At 47.9% G+C, this 16309-nt stretch carries 14 protein-coding genes; 5 read left to right on the top strand and 9 right to left on the bottom strand.

All coding sequences use genetic code 11. From position 1 onward, the window contains the following. Nucleotides 1-324: 324 nt before the first annotated feature. Nucleotides 325-1155 (bottom strand): EFR1 family ferrodoxin, encoded by an 831-nt coding sequence (locus RBH76_01810; protein WMJ84183.1) that lies wholly within the window; start codon nucleotides 1153-1155, stop codon nucleotides 325-327. Nucleotides 1156-1581: 426 nt separating this feature from the next. Between RBH76_01810 and RBH76_01805 the strand changes: the two genes are divergently transcribed. The 4 genes from RBH76_01805 to RBH76_01790 all read left to right on the top strand — a co-directional run bounded on the left by RBH76_01805 (nucleotide 1582) and on the right by RBH76_01790 (nucleotide 5894). Further along, nucleotides 1582-2520: an alpha/beta fold hydrolase gene (locus RBH76_01805; GenBank protein WMJ84182.1), complete on the top strand. Its 939-nt coding sequence runs from the start codon at nucleotides 1582-1584 to the stop codon at nucleotides 2518-2520. A gap of 44 nt (nucleotides 2521-2564) precedes the next feature. Continuing rightward, the gene (locus RBH76_01800; protein ID WMJ84181.1) at nucleotides 2565-3953 is read left to right on the top strand and encodes a sodium/glutamate symporter; all 1389 of its coding nucleotides are present in this window, start codon (nucleotides 2565-2567) and stop codon (nucleotides 3951-3953) included. 96 nt (nucleotides 3954-4049) lie between these two features. Beyond that, the gene (locus tag RBH76_01795; GenBank protein ID WMJ84180.1) at nucleotides 4050-4913 is read left to right on the top strand and encodes a DUF6282 family protein; all 864 of its coding nucleotides are present in this window, start codon (nucleotides 4050-4052) and stop codon (nucleotides 4911-4913) included. Between the two features lie 120 nt (nucleotides 4914-5033). Then, nucleotides 5034-5894 carry a MurR/RpiR family transcriptional regulator gene (locus RBH76_01790; protein ID WMJ84179.1) on the top strand — a complete coding sequence of 287 codons (861 nt, stop codon included), beginning with the start codon at nucleotides 5034-5036 and terminating at the stop codon, nucleotides 5892-5894. Nucleotides 5895-6495: 601 nt separating this feature from the next. Here RBH76_01790 and tsf read toward each other — a convergent pair. The 3 genes from tsf to RBH76_01775 form a co-directional block, all read right to left on the bottom strand. After that, nucleotides 6496-7416 (bottom strand): translation elongation factor Ts, encoded by a 921-nt coding sequence (gene tsf / locus RBH76_01785; protein WMJ84178.1) that lies wholly within the window; start codon nucleotides 7414-7416, stop codon nucleotides 6496-6498. Nucleotides 7417-7496: 80 nt separating this feature from the next. Beyond that, entirely contained in the window at nucleotides 7497-8210 is a 714-nt protein-coding gene (rpsB, locus tag RBH76_01780; GenBank protein WMJ84177.1) for a 30S ribosomal protein S2, read from the bottom strand. A gap of 174 nt (nucleotides 8211-8384) precedes the next feature. After that, nucleotides 8385-8657 (bottom strand): YlmC/YmxH family sporulation protein, encoded by a 273-nt coding sequence (locus RBH76_01775; protein WMJ84176.1) that lies wholly within the window; start codon nucleotides 8655-8657, stop codon nucleotides 8385-8387. A gap of 281 nt (nucleotides 8658-8938) precedes the next feature. Between RBH76_01775 and RBH76_01770 the strand changes: the two genes are divergently transcribed. Continuing rightward, nucleotides 8939-9946: a C45 family peptidase gene (locus RBH76_01770; protein WMJ84175.1), complete on the top strand. Its 1008-nt coding sequence runs from the start codon at nucleotides 8939-8941 to the stop codon at nucleotides 9944-9946. Between the two features lie 177 nt (nucleotides 9947-10123). Here the strand turns inward: RBH76_01770 and gatB are convergent, their stop codons facing one another. The 5 genes from gatB to yunB form a co-directional block, all read right to left on the bottom strand. Beyond that, on the bottom strand, nucleotides 10124-11563 hold the full coding sequence (gatB, locus tag RBH76_01765) for an Asp-tRNA(Asn)/Glu-tRNA(Gln) amidotransferase subunit GatB (protein ID WMJ84174.1): 1440 nt from the start codon (nucleotides 11561-11563) through the stop codon (nucleotides 10124-10126). Between the two features lie 15 nt (nucleotides 11564-11578). Next, entirely contained in the window at nucleotides 11579-13039 is a 1461-nt protein-coding gene (gene gatA / locus RBH76_01760) for an Asp-tRNA(Asn)/Glu-tRNA(Gln) amidotransferase subunit GatA (protein WMJ84173.1), read from the bottom strand. A 13-nt stretch (nucleotides 13040-13052) separates the two neighbouring features. After that, nucleotides 13053-13325 carry an Asp-tRNA(Asn)/Glu-tRNA(Gln) amidotransferase subunit GatC gene (gene gatC, locus RBH76_01755; GenBank protein ID WMJ85182.1) on the bottom strand — a complete coding sequence of 91 codons (273 nt, stop codon included), beginning with the start codon at nucleotides 13323-13325 and terminating at the stop codon, nucleotides 13053-13055. A gap of 42 nt (nucleotides 13326-13367) precedes the next feature. Next, the gene (gene ligA / locus RBH76_01750) at nucleotides 13368-15356 is read right to left on the bottom strand and encodes an NAD-dependent DNA ligase LigA (protein WMJ84172.1); all 1989 of its coding nucleotides are present in this window, start codon (nucleotides 15354-15356) and stop codon (nucleotides 13368-13370) included. Between the two features lie 140 nt (nucleotides 15357-15496). Beyond that, the gene (gene yunB, locus RBH76_01745) at nucleotides 15497-16186 is read right to left on the bottom strand and encodes a sporulation protein YunB (GenBank protein ID WMJ84171.1); all 690 of its coding nucleotides are present in this window, start codon (nucleotides 16184-16186) and stop codon (nucleotides 15497-15499) included. Nucleotides 16187-16309 lie beyond the last annotated feature (123 nt).

Genomic DNA, 16309 nt, shown 5'->3' with positions numbered 1-16309 from the left:
AATACCACGTAGCTACAATAATTGCGTGACTTTTGTAATGATGTAGTTCACGGAACACCATTCCTATTAGTTAAAATTAAAAAGTACGATCATCAATGAAGCGCACCCCAAAAGTAGACAGTACAGTATACTGAAACTACTTTGGGGTGCGCTTCATGATTTTCCCCTGTTAACAGAAAGTCTGATTTTATTGGCGTAGTTCAAAAATATCTTTAATCAAATAAATCTCAGGTGCAAGTTATCAGATTTAAAGGGCGGACGTAATAAACGTCCGCCCTTATATGTGAATTAAAGTTTTGTATTATTGATGTAGGTAATGTCCAATCACAAAAATGTTTCCGGCTCGGCTCTTCTTGTAAAGCGTCTTTCCAGATCCTCCTTGTGGAAGAGGTATCCCCCATCAACATAATATTTGGCGTGTACGGGACACTTTTTGATACACGCACCACACTTGATGCAGATGCCAGTAAATTCACGAACGTTCTCAGCGCTGATAGACCCCATTGGACAGACAGCAACACAGAGTTTACAGTTGATACAGTCTTCGTTGGTCAACGGCTTAACTTTACGAATATCGATGAAGTTGCCATTTTCGTCAAGCGGACGGTAATAGCCCTTGCCATAGGGCTTGGGATTCCCCTCCACCGCAATTTCGGGAATATCCGAGAGCGTCGTAGTGTTGGCAAGCTTTTGTGCCACTGATTTTGCAAAACCTTCAGCCTTTTCCATGTCCGATGCATCGGGGCGGCCACCCGCCAAAGTTTTTGAAAAAGAATGTTCACCGATAAATGCGCCGGCCGCAACGGTGTGAAAGCCGTCGGTTTCTAAAATATCCCGCAACTCAATCAAAGCATCGTCATAGTTGCGGTTACCATAAAGTACAACGGGAACAGCAGCTGCACCGTTGCCTTGTAGCGTATTAAGATATTTTAAAAGGACATTCGGCACTCGGCCCGCATAGACCGGCGTTCCGAACACCACCAGCGTATCGGGCGAAAACGCCTTGGGGTTTTCCCTTGCCGCTGGAAGAGTAAAATCAAACAGCTCACAAGGAACATCTAGCGATGATGCCAATGTATTTGCAATGGCTGTCACGATCTTTTTTGTTGTATCTGTCGGGCTAAAAAATGCTGCGCAAATGGTGTTGAACTTCATTTTACTGTATCCCTTTCTGTCCTTTTGTCACATTTTACTAACCTTGTTTTTTTATTACCATTATGAGTATACCACAATTATGCGGATAAAGGAAACACTGTTTACTTTGTTAGACCACCTCTTTGGCAAAACCTTGCTGTTTATACCCCTGATATCGCAACGCTTATATATACGCAATTTTAGATGATAATATTATTTCAACCTTTAAATCAAAATAAAAATTCTTTTAAAAGATATACAATAATTAAATATCGTTTATTTAGGAAAATATATCCCTTTTAATCGGCATATAGCATAAAACAAAGAATAACATTATGTTATAAAGGTAGAATTTATTCTTTTTTGCTATAAAAAGGTTGATTTATTCCTTTTGTTGATGTATCTTTAGCTCAAACCCAATATATAAAATTTGAGGAGATGTCAGGCATGAAACAACGTGATATTATTTTCTACAGCGAAGGCAGCAAAATGGTAGGTACTATCTATCTTCCCGATGATTATAAAGAAGGCGAAAAGCGCCCTGGAATCGTCGCGAACTCCGGCTGGACGGGACTGAATAAAGTTTATCCCGCCATGTTTGCAAGAGCTTTTACCAAATACGGTTATGTGGTCATGGGATTTGACTACCGCGGCTTTAAACCCTCTGGCGGCATCAGCGGCATGGATAAGTACACGACGCTGGAGATGGAGGTTGACGACGTCAACAACGCTGTGACCTTCTTTAAACACCAGCCCGAGGTCGATGCCGACCATATTGCACTCATTGGCTGGGGCGTCGGTGGCGCGGTTTGTGTAAACGCTGCCTACCGTGACAAAACTGTTAAGGCAGTCGCTACGCTCAACTCCTTTACCGACGGCAGACGCTGGATGAGAATGGGCATGGGCAACGATAAATTTAATAAGATGCTGCGTGCACTCGAAGATGACAAGCTCAAGCGCGTCACCACCGGAGACCCTGTACTCCGTCACCCCTATGAGTTCTATCCCAACATCGACGAAAGTGGCGACTTTTACGTTGACAGCACGCTCAAAAAGCTCAACGGTGGCCTGGAAGACACCATTCAGGGTGATTATAACGAGCCCTTCCCCACTCCGATGTCCAGCATAATCGCAGAATCCTTTGTGCGCTTTAACGTCCAGGATATTCTGCCTAAGCTCGCCCCTGATTGCGCTGTATTTGTCGGCCACGGAAAATACAACGAGCTGCATGACCGCGAGGAAGCGGATGACGCTTACCGTTTGGCGAATGAACCCAAAGCGCTGTATTTCGTAGAGGGCAAGCACAACGAGTGGATGTTTGACGAAGATCCCAAGCTCCATGGTCTGTGCAGTGCAATCAATGACTTTTTTAAAGCAAACATTTAATGCAAGATGTAACGTGTAGTTTTTAATTCAAAGGAGGAATCTCAATGGAATTTACCCCATATTCAATGCTCATAGACTTTTGCTTAATGTCGGTATTCCTATTCATTGCACAAATTTTGCGCAGCAAGCTAAAATTCCTCCAGAATTTTTATATTCCCAGCTCTTTGTTGGCAGGATTTATGGCACTGTTCTGCGGCCCCCAGTTTTTGAACATTGCCCCCTTTAGCGCGAAAACTGGTTCTTATGCCTATCTTTTGGTATGCGTGTTGTTTGCAGGTCTGTTTCTCGGAAAAACTGAGACAACTAGTGTCGCAAAAATTATCAATAAGGTCGGCGACACCTTCTTGATCAACATGTCAAGCGAAATTATCGGCTTCGCTATTCCAATGGTTGTAGGCGGCGCTATTCTACTGGCTCTGTTCCCTAACGTGTTCCCCGAGCTATCAATTCTGTTGCCTGCAGGTTTTACCGGTGGTCACGGTTATGCGGCAGCAATTGGTGGAACGCTCAACAATCTGCTTGGACGTGACGATGCTGTTATTATTGGCCAAACCTTTGCAACGTTTGGCTTGTTATCCGGTATTTTTGGTGGTATTATTTCGATAAACTATGCCACTAGAAAGGGCGCGACCAAGCTGATTAAAAGCATCGGATCGCTACCCGAGTCCTGCAAAACAGGCCTGGTTCCTGCCGGCGAGCGCAAATCAATCGGCGAAGAAACCGTTCATCCCATGTCTATTGACCCCCTGGCCTGGCATGTTGTACTAGTACTTATTGCCACAGGCATGGGCTATGGTGCTTATCAGCTTTATAAGCCGTATGCCCCCAATATCGAGGTTCCGATGATGTGCCTGACCATGCTGGCGGGCGTGCTCATCCAAAGCATCTTAAACAAAACCGGCTATGGCAGTTATGTTGATAAGCATGCGATCGACCGCATCGGAAGCGGTGTCACCGACTACCTTGTAGGCTTTGGTATAGCCACAATAAAAATTTCTGTCGTACTTAATTTCCTCTGGCCCATTATCATCATGTGTATAATCGGTATGACCTGGGCGTTCACTCTGGTATTTTTTGTTGGCAGAAAACTTTTCAGAAACTTTTGGTTTGAGCGTTCAATTTTCATCTTCGGCTATATCACCGGTGTTGTTGCCATTGGCGTCACCCTGCTGAGAATTGTCGACCCAGAAAATAAAAGCGGAACGCTTGACGATTTTGGAACAGCCTATACGCTACAATCGATTATTGAGCTGTTTATCGTGACAATGGTTCCGGTATTTGCGGTAAGCTTAGGCGTTATTCCTGTCGGCCTGACTCTACTTGCAATTGGTGTTGGCATGCTACTGCTTTGTCGCTTTAAGTATGGCGCTTACAAAATGCCTATGGACGCTTTGCGTGAGGGTGAAGCAGAGATTATAGCTACGGTAGAGTAATTTAGTTTCATCTTAAAGAGCTTCTGGGCATCCGCATAGCCGAGGAGCTCTTTAATTTTAACTTTTATAAAAATCCATCTTAAGGGAGTAATAAACGTGAACGTAAATATTACCGCAGAGGCGATATCTCTTTTAGAAGGCGCTTATGACCTTCACACGCACACAATCCCCTCCCATGTTCCAAGAGCATTGGACGACATGGCATTGCTCCAAGAGGCAGCTCAATATAATATGGCAGGCGTGATGATCAAAAACCATTATGAGCCCACAGGTGCCAGAGCAGCGCTGGTCAACAGGCTAGCGAATCTTCCTAACACTAAAGCTTACGGTGGCGTCGTGCTTAACCACCCGGTCGGCGGGCTCAATCCCTATGCAGCCGAAAGCGCCTTAAAAATGGGCGCTTCCCTCGTATGGATGCCCACTCGAGACGCCGCAAACTGCCTGCTTTCAGGCGATATGCCAGGGGATTTTTTTAAGCGGCCGGGCATCTCTGTATTGGATGAGGCTGATAGGCTGCTGCCGGTGGTTTATGACATCATGGACGTTGTCAAAAAATATAATGCCTGCCTTGCGACGGGCCATGTTAGCACCAAAGAGTCGCTGCTGCTCTGCAAAGAAGGCTGCGCCAGAGGGGTAAAAATGATTTTTACTCATCCGGAATGGGAGAGAACAACAGCCTCTGCTCAAGTGCAATGTACAGTTGCAGATTATGGGGCCAAGATCGAAAAGAACTGGTATAACATCGCCGAAAAGAACTGTACCCCCGCACAAATGATAACCAATATCCGCGCGGTTGGCTGCCATAGGGTTTATCTCGCCACTGACCGGGGACAAGCGGGTGCCGAGCATCCAGTGGAGGCAATGGCACGTTTTATTCAGCTTTTGCTTGAAAATGGATTTAAAGCTTCAGAGATCCGAGATATGATTGTCAAGGTGCCTGAAGAACTTGTCTGCGGTTAATACTCTTAACGGTATGGTTAATTTAAAAACAGATATATTCGTTCCGAAACATGATACAGATTGACTATTATTCCCTATTGCGATAATATTGTTTTAACAATATATTAGGATGGTTCTTTTATGCGCGACGTTATAGATGAAATGATATCCATAAGGGATGTTCTTCCCAAAAAACAGAAACTGCTATGCAACTATATTCTTCTAAATCATGCAAAGGTGGGGGTCATGACGGTTGCAGAGCTTGCAAACAATGCGGGCGTAGGCACTACTACCGTTATGCGGTTGCTTCAAATTCTTAAATACGATTCTTTCAGTACCTTTAAAAAGGATGTATTGAATAATTCTATTATGCAGGAGGGTTCCTCCTATCGCAACAAAAAACAAACCTTTTCCAAAACGACAAAGGGTATGCGACAAAGCACCCTTTCGAATGTTACCGAAGACATCGCGAGAAGCATGGAAAATTTTTTGACATCTAATAATTTTGAACAGTTCGAAAAAGCAATTGAATTATTTTTAGCTGCAGAGCACATCTATGTGCTAGGCATGCGCTCCTCAAGGGTAGCAGCACTTTATTTCGAATTTGCACTCAATGGCTTTTATTCCAAAGTGCGCCAGTTAAGCAATGAGCAGGAGTACCTATACGACCGACTGCTACAAATTGGAGAGGGCGATGTGCTGTTGGCCATTTCGCAGTGGCCCTGCACTAAAAAAACAATTGATGTGGCTAACGTTTGTAATCAGAAGCATGTACCCACCGTGTTGATTACAAACACAACAATCAACCCCATTGCCCGCTTTGCGGAAGTGGTGCTGGATACCAATTCGGTTGGTAACGCGTCTGAGATTACACCGATCATCGCGATGATTGAGGCACTTGTAGTGGAATTAGGCAGACGTACAGCGCCGCAGTCCACCGAAAATCTCGAAAGCCTTGAACAACTGCTCAAAGAAAATAACCTTATTATCTGGGATCAATAACCAAAGTTGTATGGTGCGTTATCTAAAATTCAACGTGTGTTTTGGTGATCCGTAAAAGGAACAATATTGAAAAGTGTATCAGCATTGAATCGAACTATGGATATTAGACACAAAAAACCAATCATAAAATACCGCTACATGATGCCGGTTGGCTCTGTTTTTAAAATGGAGTCGGGCGGCATCATGTTGCATCTTTTTTAGGTCACAATCACTGTGAAAACATGTTTTTGCGTAAATATCCCCTCGGAAAAGTTGTTTAAAACTTCTCCAATAGGCTTTATTTTATTATTAGGACTACAAATCGCTTTGCCTTTTTAATAAGAAGCTACTACTATACCGGCCCCCGAAATACACGAATTGTACCCAAGTTAAAAGGTTGATTAAACCGATAAAACAGGTTATTTAGTTCAATGCGTTTGTATGCATTCACAGACGGTGCTGTCACTTGGTGGTATAAGCGCCGCGGGCAAGTGCGAAACGGAGCCACTCTTCCCCTTTTGAGCACAAAAAAGAGCGCCATTACCGAAGTAATGACGCTCTTAATCCCTTAACAAGTCCGTAAAAACACGCTACCTATAGGGTTAAAAAATTTTTGCTACAACTACTTTACCATGCTGGCAACTTCGTCAGCGAAGTTATCCTGCTTTTTCTCAATACCCTCGCCCTTTTCATAGCGGACAAAAGCGACGACCTCGATGTTACCGCCCAGCTGCTTGGCAACGTCCTTGGTGTACTGCGAAACGGTAATGCTGCCATCCTTAACAAAGGGCTGCTCAAGCAGACAAGCGTCCTGATAGAACTTCTTGTTCAGTCTACCCTCAACCATCTTCTCAATCACCTGCTTGGGCTTGCTGGCATTCTTGGGATCTTCCTGAGCCTGAATAACAAGAATTTCCTTCTCCTTAGCAACATCCTCAGCGGGTACGTCTTCCTTCTTCAGGTAGGTGGGGTTGATAGCGGCAACCTGCATCGCGACGTCCTTGGCATACTCCTTGAACTCAGGTTTATCAGCGACGTTGGTCTCAAACTTAACCAAAACGCCAATCTTGCCACCGCCATGGACATAGCTGACAAGGTCGCCATCCATGTAGGCAAAGCGACGAACCTTAATGTTCTCGCCGATGGTCAGCACCTTCTCCTGAACCAGCTGCTCAACGGTCAGACCGTCGGTACCAACGCAAGCCAACAGCGCGTCAACGTCAGCGGGACGCTGATCAAGCACAATCTTGGCACAATCGACTACAAAGCCGTTAAAGGTCTCATTCTTGGCTACAAAGTCGGTCTCGGCATTGACTTCGATCACCACACCGGCTTTCTTCTCTTCGTCAACGGTGGAAAATACAACGCCTTCAGCGGCGATTCTGCCGGACTTTTTAATCGCAGCAGCCAGACCTTTTTCACGCAGAAATTCAATAGCCTTGTCCATGTCGCCGTCGGAAGCAGCCAGCGCCTTTTTGCAGTCCATCATGCCGCAGTTGGTTCTTTCACGCAGCGCAGCTACGTCTTTTGCTGTAAAAGCCATATTTAAAACCTCCAAATATATTTTCTTTATCCATATAAGATGCCCGAACATAAGCTCGGGCATCCAAAGTTCCTTAAATCTTACTCAGCAGCAGCTTCGACGGGAGCGTCTACGCCCTGTCTGCCCTCGATGTAAGCGTTAGCCATGGTCTGAGAAATCAGCTTGACAGCGCGAATTGCGTCGTCGTTGCCAGGGATGATGTGGTCGATTTCATCGGGATCGCAGTTGGTATCAACGATCGCAACGATCGGAATACCGAGCTTTCTAGCTTCAGAAACCGCAATTCTTTCCTTGCGGGGATCGACAATGAACAGCGCGCCGGGCAGCTTCTTCATTTCTTTGATGCCGCCAAGGAACTTTTCAAGCTTCTCGATTTCGAGGTTGAGCTTGATGACTTCCTTCTTGGGGAGACGGTCAAACGTGCCGTCGGCCTCCATCTGACGCAGCTGGTTAAGACGCTCAATTCTGCGGCGAATGGTCTTAAAGTTGGTGAGCATGCCGCCGAGCCATCTTGCGTTAACATAGTGGATACCTGCGCGCTCAGCTTCCTCACGGATGCTTTCGCCAGCCTGCTTCTTGGTGCCGACAAAAAGAACGGTGTCGCCGTTGGCTGCTACGTCACGAACAAAAGAATAAGCATCCTCCAGCATTCTCACGGTCTTCTGCAGATCGATGATGTAAATACCATTTCTCTCGGTGAAGATATAAGGTGCCATTTTGGGGTTCCAGCGACGGGTCTGATGTCCAAAGTGAACACCTGCTTCAAGAAGCTGCTTCATAGATACGACTGCCATAAAAAATTCCTCCTTCGGTTAAAAACCGCCGCAACGCCTTTAAATTTAGACCCTCCTACTCATAAGAGCACCGACAGGTCAATAACGCTGCGTGTGTTTTGGCTGTTAAATTATATCATCGTATAGAGTAAAAAGCAAGAAGTTTTTTGAAATTTAAGTGTATTTTATGCCGTTTTAACGTCCGCGCACCCCTCGACGGCGCGCACTTGGCATGTCAAAATTGACCAAGATCGTATCCTCGCCGATCAGCTGAATATCGCACCAGCGAATGATAATATCTTTTCGCCTACCAAGCAGTCCAAACAGACGCCATCGCCCGTATATAATTAGCGCATTGATGCGCGCGCAGGAAAGATCAATTTCAAAATCGCAGACGCAACCGATGCGGCAGCCGTTTTTCACGTTAACAACATCCTTGCAGCGCAGATCGTTCGCACGGCAAAACACGCAAATCCCCCCCTTATGGGTAAAGTATACGGCGGGACAAAGTTTGATTATGCACGCGCTTAATAAACCAACAATGGCAAATATTCCTGTTTTCCACTTAACTTTCTCGGTTTTCAAAAAAAGTGGTGCGCAATAAAAATTATGTGCAAGAGTTGTAAATAAGCCGATTTCTAAGCAGTTTTTCGATAAATAATATAGTGCTTGACATGAAATTTTTATTCCGCTACGCTTAAGTCAAGAGATGGCGCCAGCTCTCAATATAACGAACGGAGAGTTTAAAAATGTTTCATGGAAGATTCACCGGAACTCACTATGAAGCCGGATACAAATGGGGACACCTGCTGCTCAAAAAAGAAAAAAGGCTTAACCATTGCCCGACCTTTGGGCTGACAGCTGACAAATATGCCTTTGCCAGCGAATGCGTCAAAGAATATCAAGCTTATTTCCCCGAAGTTCTCGACGAAATTCAAGGCATTGCGGACGGCAACGAGGTGCCTGTGGAAACCCTTCACACGCTACTGTTCTGCATGTACTGCTTCGAGTTCGATAACAAATGCACTTGCTTTGCTTTCAGTACTGCTGACGAGATCATTTTTGCAAGAAACAGCGATTTTCTCGTGAGTCTTGAAAAGCTCTACATGAATTGCCTATATCGCCTCGGTGGAGGATACGCATTCAATGCAAATACAACTGCCTTTGTGCAAATGGAGGATGGTGTGAACCAACATGGTTTAGCGGTGGGCCTTACGTTTGTTTACCCGCATATGCGAAAGCCAGGTTTTAATGCTGGGATGTTACTGCGTTATCTTCTGGAGAAATGCAAGACAACCGCTGAAGCTATTGATGAACTACACAGGCTACCCATCGCATCAGCACAAACGCTGACCATTGCGGACAAAAGCGGCAAAATTGCCGTTGTGGAGTGCAATTCCAAGGCTATTGAAGTCATTCGGCCGCGCGTCGGGGAACAATTTGTTGCGACTGCTAATAACTTTAACTCTGAAAAAATGCATTCTTATCGCAATCCAGGAATCGATGACTGGCGTTCAGATGAGCGCTATAAAACTGCGCATTATGCATTGGCAGAAAATAAGGGTCGCTACACCGTCACTTTGGCAAAGGATATTCTGTCTGGAAAATATGGCTTCATGTGCCAATATAACCGCAAGCAAAACGCCGACACGGTCTGGTCTGTTGTCTACGATCTCAAGCGAAAGCAGATTTGGCGCGTAGAAGGCAATCCCTCGCGAAAATCCTTTAAGGAGGATATTCGGATGAAGTTGGATTAAGTGACAAGCATTGTGTGCAATCTCCAATAGTTTTTAAGGCTACTTGGGTATTGTTACCTTTACGATTGCAGTTGAAGGATAAGATTAAACGGGCAGCCGTGGCACACGCGGCTTGCCCGTTTTTAAATAATCTTTACCCCTGAGCTTATTACATTAAAAACATTAACTAAATATGCTTTATCCTATCAGCTCAACAAGCATTTCTTTAAGCATTTCGGGGTTACCCTTGCCCTTGGTCGCGCGCATACACTGCCCGACCAGGAAGCCCAGAACATTGGTCTTGCCAGCCTTGTACTCTCCGACCGCTTTTTCATTAGCGGCGAGCACCTCAGCTACAGTAGCTTTAAGCGCGGAGGTATCGGAAATCTGCGCCAGACCCTTGTCAGCAATTACCTTTTCGACGGTGGTGTCGTTAAACATAATCTCCTCTATAACGGTTTTGCCCGCAGTGTTGGAGATCGTTTTCTTCTCGATGGCAGCAACCATATCCGCCAAGTTTTTGGCCGTCAGCTTGGTGTCTACCAACGTGATGTTGCGTTCGCCCAAAATGCGGGCCACGTCGCCGTTGAGCCAGTTGGCAACCGCCTTAGCAGGCACACTGAGCGCAATAGTCTCATCAAACAGGTTGCCTCTGTCCTGATTTTCTACCAGCAGATTCGCGTCAAAGCGCGGCAGCTTGTTTTCCGTCATATAGCGCTTGCAGCGGGCGTTGGGCAGTTCGGGCAGCGACGCTTTCAGCTCTGCTACATGCGTTTCCGGTACGACGATGGTTATCAGGTCGGGGTCAGGGAAATAGCGGTAGTCCTGTGCGTCTTCTTTAGAGCGCAGCACGACGCTTTCGCCGATCATATCGTTCCACTTACGGGTCTCTTGCGAGATATGGCCGCCGTCCTCCAGCACCTCAATCTGTCGTGCCGACTCGTAGTCGATGGCACGAACCGCTGCTGAGAAGGAGTTGACGTTTTTCATCTCGACGCGGGTTCCGAACTTCTCGGAACCTACAGGACGAACCGAGACGTTGACGTCGCAGCGAATCGACCCCTCCTGCATTTTACAGTCAGAGATATCAAGGTATTGCAGAATGGACTTAATCGTATCCAAATAGGCCTTGGCCTCTGCCGAGGAACGCATGTCCGGCTCGGACACAATCTCAATAAGCGGCACGCCGCAGCGGTTAAAATCGACGAGCGAACCGGAAAAGTTATCATCGTGGATCAGCTTTCCGGCATCCTCTTCGATATGGATACGTGTGACGCCAATCTTTTTAGTGGTGCCCGCGTCGTCGAGCATGACCTCGACCCAACCGGTTTCGCACAAGGGTACATCAAACTGCGAAATCTGGTACGCCTTGGGCAAGTCTGGGTAAAAATAGTTCTTTCTATCCTGCTTGCAGATATTGTGAATCGTGCAGTTGAGGGCATGACCCATCTTGATTGCGGAATTGACTACCTCTTCGTTCAAGGTGGGCAGCGTGCCTGGCATGCCGGTGCAGATGGGGCAGCAGTTGGCGTTTACTTCCCCGCCGAACTGGTTTTTGCAGGGGCAGAAAATTTTGCTTTCGGTATTCAACTCGGCATGGACTTCCAGCCCAATGACGATCTCATAATCTTTTCTCATCTTTTGCGTCCCTCCTTAACCGATCACGGGGATTTTGTTAAACCCGCCGACAAGCTTCTCGTAATGGTGTGCGGTGTTGAAGAGCATCTCCTCGGAGAAGCGCGGGCCGATGAGCTGTAAGCCGATGGGCATACCGTCGGCACCGGTACCGCAGGGAATCGACATTGCCGGCAGAGACGCGATATTCACCGTGATGGTGCAGATATCAGCGGCGTACATTTTCAGCGGATCATCCACGTTTTCGCCCAACTTAAAGGCTGTGAAGGGTGAAGTCGGGGTCGCAATCACATCACAGCTTTCAAATGCCTGCGCAAACTCACCGGCAATCTGCTGCTGCAAGACCTTGGCACGCTTGTAGTAAGCGTCGAAAAAACCGGAGGACAGCACGAAGGTGCCCAACATAATACGGCGCTTGACCTCGTCGCCGAAGCCCTCGCTTCTGGATGCTTCATACAGATCGATTAGGTTCTCAATCTTCTCCGCACGGTAGCCATATTTGACGCCGTCGAAGCGCGCCAGATTGGAGGACGCTTCGGCGGAAGAAATAATGTAGTAAGCGGCAAGCGCTGCATCGGTGGAGGGTAAGCTGATTTCCTTAACAGTCGCGCCCTCGGCTTCCAATGCTGCAACAGCGCCCATAACGGCATGCTTCACCTCGTCGGTGACGCCCGCACCAAAGTACTCCTTCGGAATACCGATACGCAGGCCCTTGACACCCTTATTCATCAACTTGGTGAAGTCGGGATACTCGCGATGAGTGCTCGTCGCGTCGCGCTTATCATGACCACAGATAGCCGAATAGAGCAGCGCAGCATCCTCGACGGTGCGCGCCATCGGGCCAATCTGATCTAAAGACGACGCAAACGCAATTAGGCCATAACGCGAAACTGAGCCATAGGTCGGCTTTAAGCCGACAATGCCGCAACAGCTAGCGGGCTGACGAATAGAGCCGCCGGTGTCGGAACCGAGCGCCAGAACCGCCTCGCCCGAGGCAACGGCAGCAGCCGAACCACCCGAGGAACCGCCCGGCACGCGAGTAAGGTCGTGGGGGTTGCGGGTTATTTTAATTGCGCTATTCTCACAGGAGGAGCCCATCGCAAATTCGTCCATGTTAAGCTTGCCGGGCATGACAATATCGCACGCAGCTAGCTTTTCGATGACCGCCGCATTATAAGGTGGCTTAAAATTATAAAGCATTTTAGATGAGCAAGTGGTCAACACGCCCTTGGTGCAGATGTTGTCCTTGATGGCGACTGGGATACCTGCCAGCGGCGAAAGTGTCTGACCCTGTGCACGTTTTTTGTCCACTTCAAGCGCCTTGGCCAGTGCTTCTTCACGGCAAACCGTGACATACGCGCCAACCTGATCTTCAGTCTCGTCGATGCGAGAAAGCACCGACACGGCCAACTCCACCGCGCTGCATTCGCCTTTATTGAGCATCGCGGAAAGTTCGGCGGCTGATTTCTGATACAGCATTTTTGTTTCCTCCCTATTCTACGATTCTCGGAACGACCACGCAGCCCGCTTCAACCTGCGGCGCATTGGCCAGAATATCATCGCGCTTGGCCTCACTCGGTACTGCGACGTCCGCGCGCAGCGCCATAGGATTCTCGGGATCAAGGCCGGTTGCTACACCCTCAATGGCGGGGAGTTTATCGACCATGTCGATGATTCCTTCCATCTGGCGGGCAAACTTTTCCGCCTGCTGCTCGTCCATTTTTAAACGCGCAAGCTTTGCGATGTGATTGATGTCGATCTTCATATATTGCACACCTTTCCTATCACTAGAATATTCCAGAATAACTTATTGATTTAAAAGTTCAAGTAAGCCGGCCTCATCGAGTACCGGAATACCGAGCGATTGCGCCTTGGTCAATTTGCTGCCCGCCTCCTCGCCCGCGACGACGTAGCTGGTCTTCTTTGAGACGCTGCCAGAAACTTTAGCGCCCTGCGCTTCAAGCATGGTAGTCGCCTCATTGCGCGAGAGGGTCGGCAGCGTGCCGGTCAGCACAAAAGTCAGACCCAAAAGCTTGTCGGCAACCGGCGCTTGCAGGCTTTTCATGTTAACTCCAAGCACATCGAGCTGTTCGATCATCTCTTGATTTTCCGTCTGGGCAAAAAAGTCCAGGAGGCTGATCGCCATAATGTCACCGAAGGTATCGATCGCGGTAAGCTGTTCACGGGTGGCTGCCATCAGCGTTTGCATGTCGCCAAAGCGCCGTGCCAGAAGTTGCGCTGCCTTTTGGCCGATGTTGCGGATACCAAGACCAAACAGCAGCTTTGAGAGGTCGTTTTGCTTTGACTTCTCGATGGCGGCTACAAGGTTGGCGGCGCTTTTGTCACCCATGCGCTCTAAACCTTTAATCTGTTCAGCCTTCAGGCGATAAATATCCACCGGAGAGGCAATCAGCTCATTAGAAACCAACAGCTCAACAACGGCTTGTCCAAGCCCTTCGATATCCATTGCATCACGCGAGGCAAAATGAATGAGATTGCGCAAAAGCTGCGCCGGACATGCCAAATTGCGGCAGCGAACTGCGGCGTCATCTCCGTCCTTTGAGACAGGATGTCCGCAGGATGGGCAGCTTTCTGGCAGCTTGTAGACCGCCGCACCCTTGTGTTCGATAACCGAGAGCACCTCAGGGATGATCTCCCCCGCCTTGCGCACCAGTACAACATCGCCGACAGCGATCTGCTTTTCGTCGATGAAATCCTGATTATGCAGCACCGCGCGGGAAACGGTGGTGCCCGCCAGCGTAATCGGCTCAAACACGGCAGTCGGGGTCAGTACGCCGGTGCGACCAACCTTGACCTCGATGCCTAAGAGCGTGGTCGCTTTTTCTTCGGGCGGATATTTATATGCGACCGCCCAGCGCGGAAATTTTGCGGTTTTACCAAGGGTTTCTCGGTCTGTAAAGCTATTGACTTTTACAACAGCGCCATCGATATCATAGGGGTTTTTACCACGGCTTTCACCGATGCTTTCAATGGATTTTAGCACCATTTCAATATCAGCGACCGGTTCTTGCGCCTTAATCATATGAAATCCCTGCGCCTTTAAAAACGCCAGCGATTCGGCGTGGTTAGTCAGTGTTTTGCCCTCAATCTGCTGGATGTTGAACACAAGAATGTCCAGCATGCGTTTAGCGGTCACGCGGGGGTCCTTCTGCCGCAGCGAACCTGCCGCCGCATTGCGCGGGTTTTTAAACGGCCGCTCATCGTTTAGCTCCTGCTGTGCCACCACCTGTGCAAAGCTTTCAAGCGGCATATACACCTCGCCACGTACCTCTAGAAACGGTAACGGCTCAGGCAATTTTTTCGGGATAGATTTTATCGTGCGCAGGTTTTCGGTAACATCCTCGCCAACAAAGCCGTCCCCACGTGTGGAACCACGCACAAACTCGCCGTCGCGATATTCCAGCGACACCGAAAGCCCGTCGATCTTAGGCTCCACCACATATGCAGGCGTATCAATTTTCTCACGCACACGGCGGTCAAAATCTCGAACTTCGTCAGTAGAAAATACATCCTGTAACGAGCCCATCTGCACGGCGTGGGGCACCGGCGCAAAGGTATTTTTCACCCCCAGCGTCGCCGCACCGATCTTCTGCGTAGGCGAATCCGGCGTAACCAGCTCCGGAAATTCAGCCTCTATCGCTTTCAGCTCGCGGGTAAGTGCGTCGTATTCAAAATCTTCAATTTCAGGGTTGTCATAAAAATGATATTGGATATTGTGATACTCTATCTGTCTGCGCAGCTCATTTGCGCGCCGCTCAGCCTCAGTGCGTTGCATACTATAACACCCTTTTTTAAAAATCAGCTTGTCAATGGCGGCAACATGCCGTCGCGCTATGACAATGATTATATATTGTAACATAAAATGACAGCTATTCCTAGTACAAAATGCTATTTATAGATGATTGTTGGAATTTTTCATTTGTTATAGTCGGCAATCAATCCGGCGGTGTCATCATTTTTGGTCAATACTTGGGTGAACGATTCGGGAGACACGCCAACAATGACTGTTTCTGCCAAAATCAAACTGCTTGAAATCTCACTTGCAGCGGTGTAGCCCGGCAAAATGGCAATGATATTTGCATCTAGCTGCATGACAATCTGATGCCGAGTCTGGTTGATGCCCGCCGAATCAAAACGGTGGTTTAATTGCGACTGCACAAAGCCAGCGGGGACAATCTTGAACTCAATCTTGGGTCCGCGGCCCGAAAATATTTGCCAGCCTAACAGAGTACCCAAAGGAATACGTATCGTCTGGCTCTGCAACAGCGCAAGCTGCTGCGAGGCTGCGTCGGTCATGGCAGCTTTTAACATGTTAAGGCGCACCATGTCGGTTTGTACCGAGGTCACCCGACCATTATAGTCAGACGTTACCTTGACAAGCGAATCATAAGAAACGGTGTTGCCAGTCAGCTGTGCGCCGATGGACTCGTTTATGACGCGGGTGGCATACACTTTGGCCTGATATGCTGCCATGGATTCTATCATAGGCCGTATCTGCGCGTCAACCGCCGCTAGCAGCCCGAATGTTACGAATGCGAACACCAGTAATCTTATTTTAATCGCATGACTTCGCAAAGTCCTGCGCGGCCAAATCCGCCTGAACATGCTGCACCCCTCCCCGCTAATACCGATACTCCACTAAAAATCTCAATAGACTGGTCGACAAATTGAGTAGATATCAGTATAAACCATTTATATTCCTCAGGGGGCCAGAATAATGATGAAAGC

The organism is Oscillospiraceae bacterium MB24-C1, assembly GCA_030913685.1.
Classification (GTDB): Bacteria; Bacillota; Clostridia; order Oscillospirales; family Ruminococcaceae; genus Yanshouia.
This window is presented reverse-complemented; position numbering and strand designations above follow the sequence as displayed.

What these genes read in the sequence shown, in the direction of transcription:
- RBH76_01810 (WMJ84183.1), bottom strand. Translation starts at nt 1,155, where the DNA reads ATGAAGTTCAACACCATTTGCGCAGCATTTTTTAGCCCGACAGATACA.
- RBH76_01805 (WMJ84182.1), top strand. Translation starts at nt 1,582, where the DNA reads ATGAAACAACGTGATATTATTTTCTACAGCGAAGGCAGCAAAATGGTA.
- RBH76_01800 (WMJ84181.1), top strand. Translation starts at nt 2,565, where the DNA reads ATGGAATTTACCCCATATTCAATGCTCATAGACTTTTGCTTAATGTCG.
- RBH76_01790 (WMJ84179.1), top strand. Translation starts at nt 5,034, where the DNA reads ATGCGCGACGTTATAGATGAAATGATATCCATAAGGGATGTTCTTCCC.
- tsf (WMJ84178.1), bottom strand. Translation starts at nt 7,416, where the DNA reads ATGGCTTTTACAGCAAAAGACGTAGCTGCGCTGCGTGAAAGAACCAAC.
- rpsB (WMJ84177.1), bottom strand. Translation starts at nt 8,210, where the DNA reads ATGGCAGTCGTATCTATGAAGCAGCTTCTTGAAGCAGGTGTTCACTTT.
- RBH76_01770 (WMJ84175.1), top strand. Translation starts at nt 8,939, where the DNA reads ATGTTTCATGGAAGATTCACCGGAACTCACTATGAAGCCGGATACAAA.
- gatB (WMJ84174.1), bottom strand. Translation starts at nt 11,563, where the DNA reads ATGAGAAAAGATTATGAGATCGTCATTGGGCTGGAAGTCCATGCCGAG.
- gatA (WMJ84173.1), bottom strand. Translation starts at nt 13,039, where the DNA reads ATGCTGTATCAGAAATCAGCCGCCGAACTTTCCGCGATGCTCAATAAA.
- gatC (WMJ85182.1), bottom strand. Translation starts at nt 13,325, where the DNA reads ATGAAGATCGACATCAATCACATCGCAAAGCTTGCGCGTTTAAAAATG.
- ligA (WMJ84172.1), bottom strand. Translation starts at nt 15,356, where the DNA reads ATGCAACGCACTGAGGCTGAGCGGCGCGCAAATGAGCTGCGCAGACAG.
- yunB (WMJ84171.1), bottom strand. Translation starts at nt 16,186, where the DNA reads ATGTTCAGGCGGATTTGGCCGCGCAGGACTTTGCGAAGTCATGCGATT.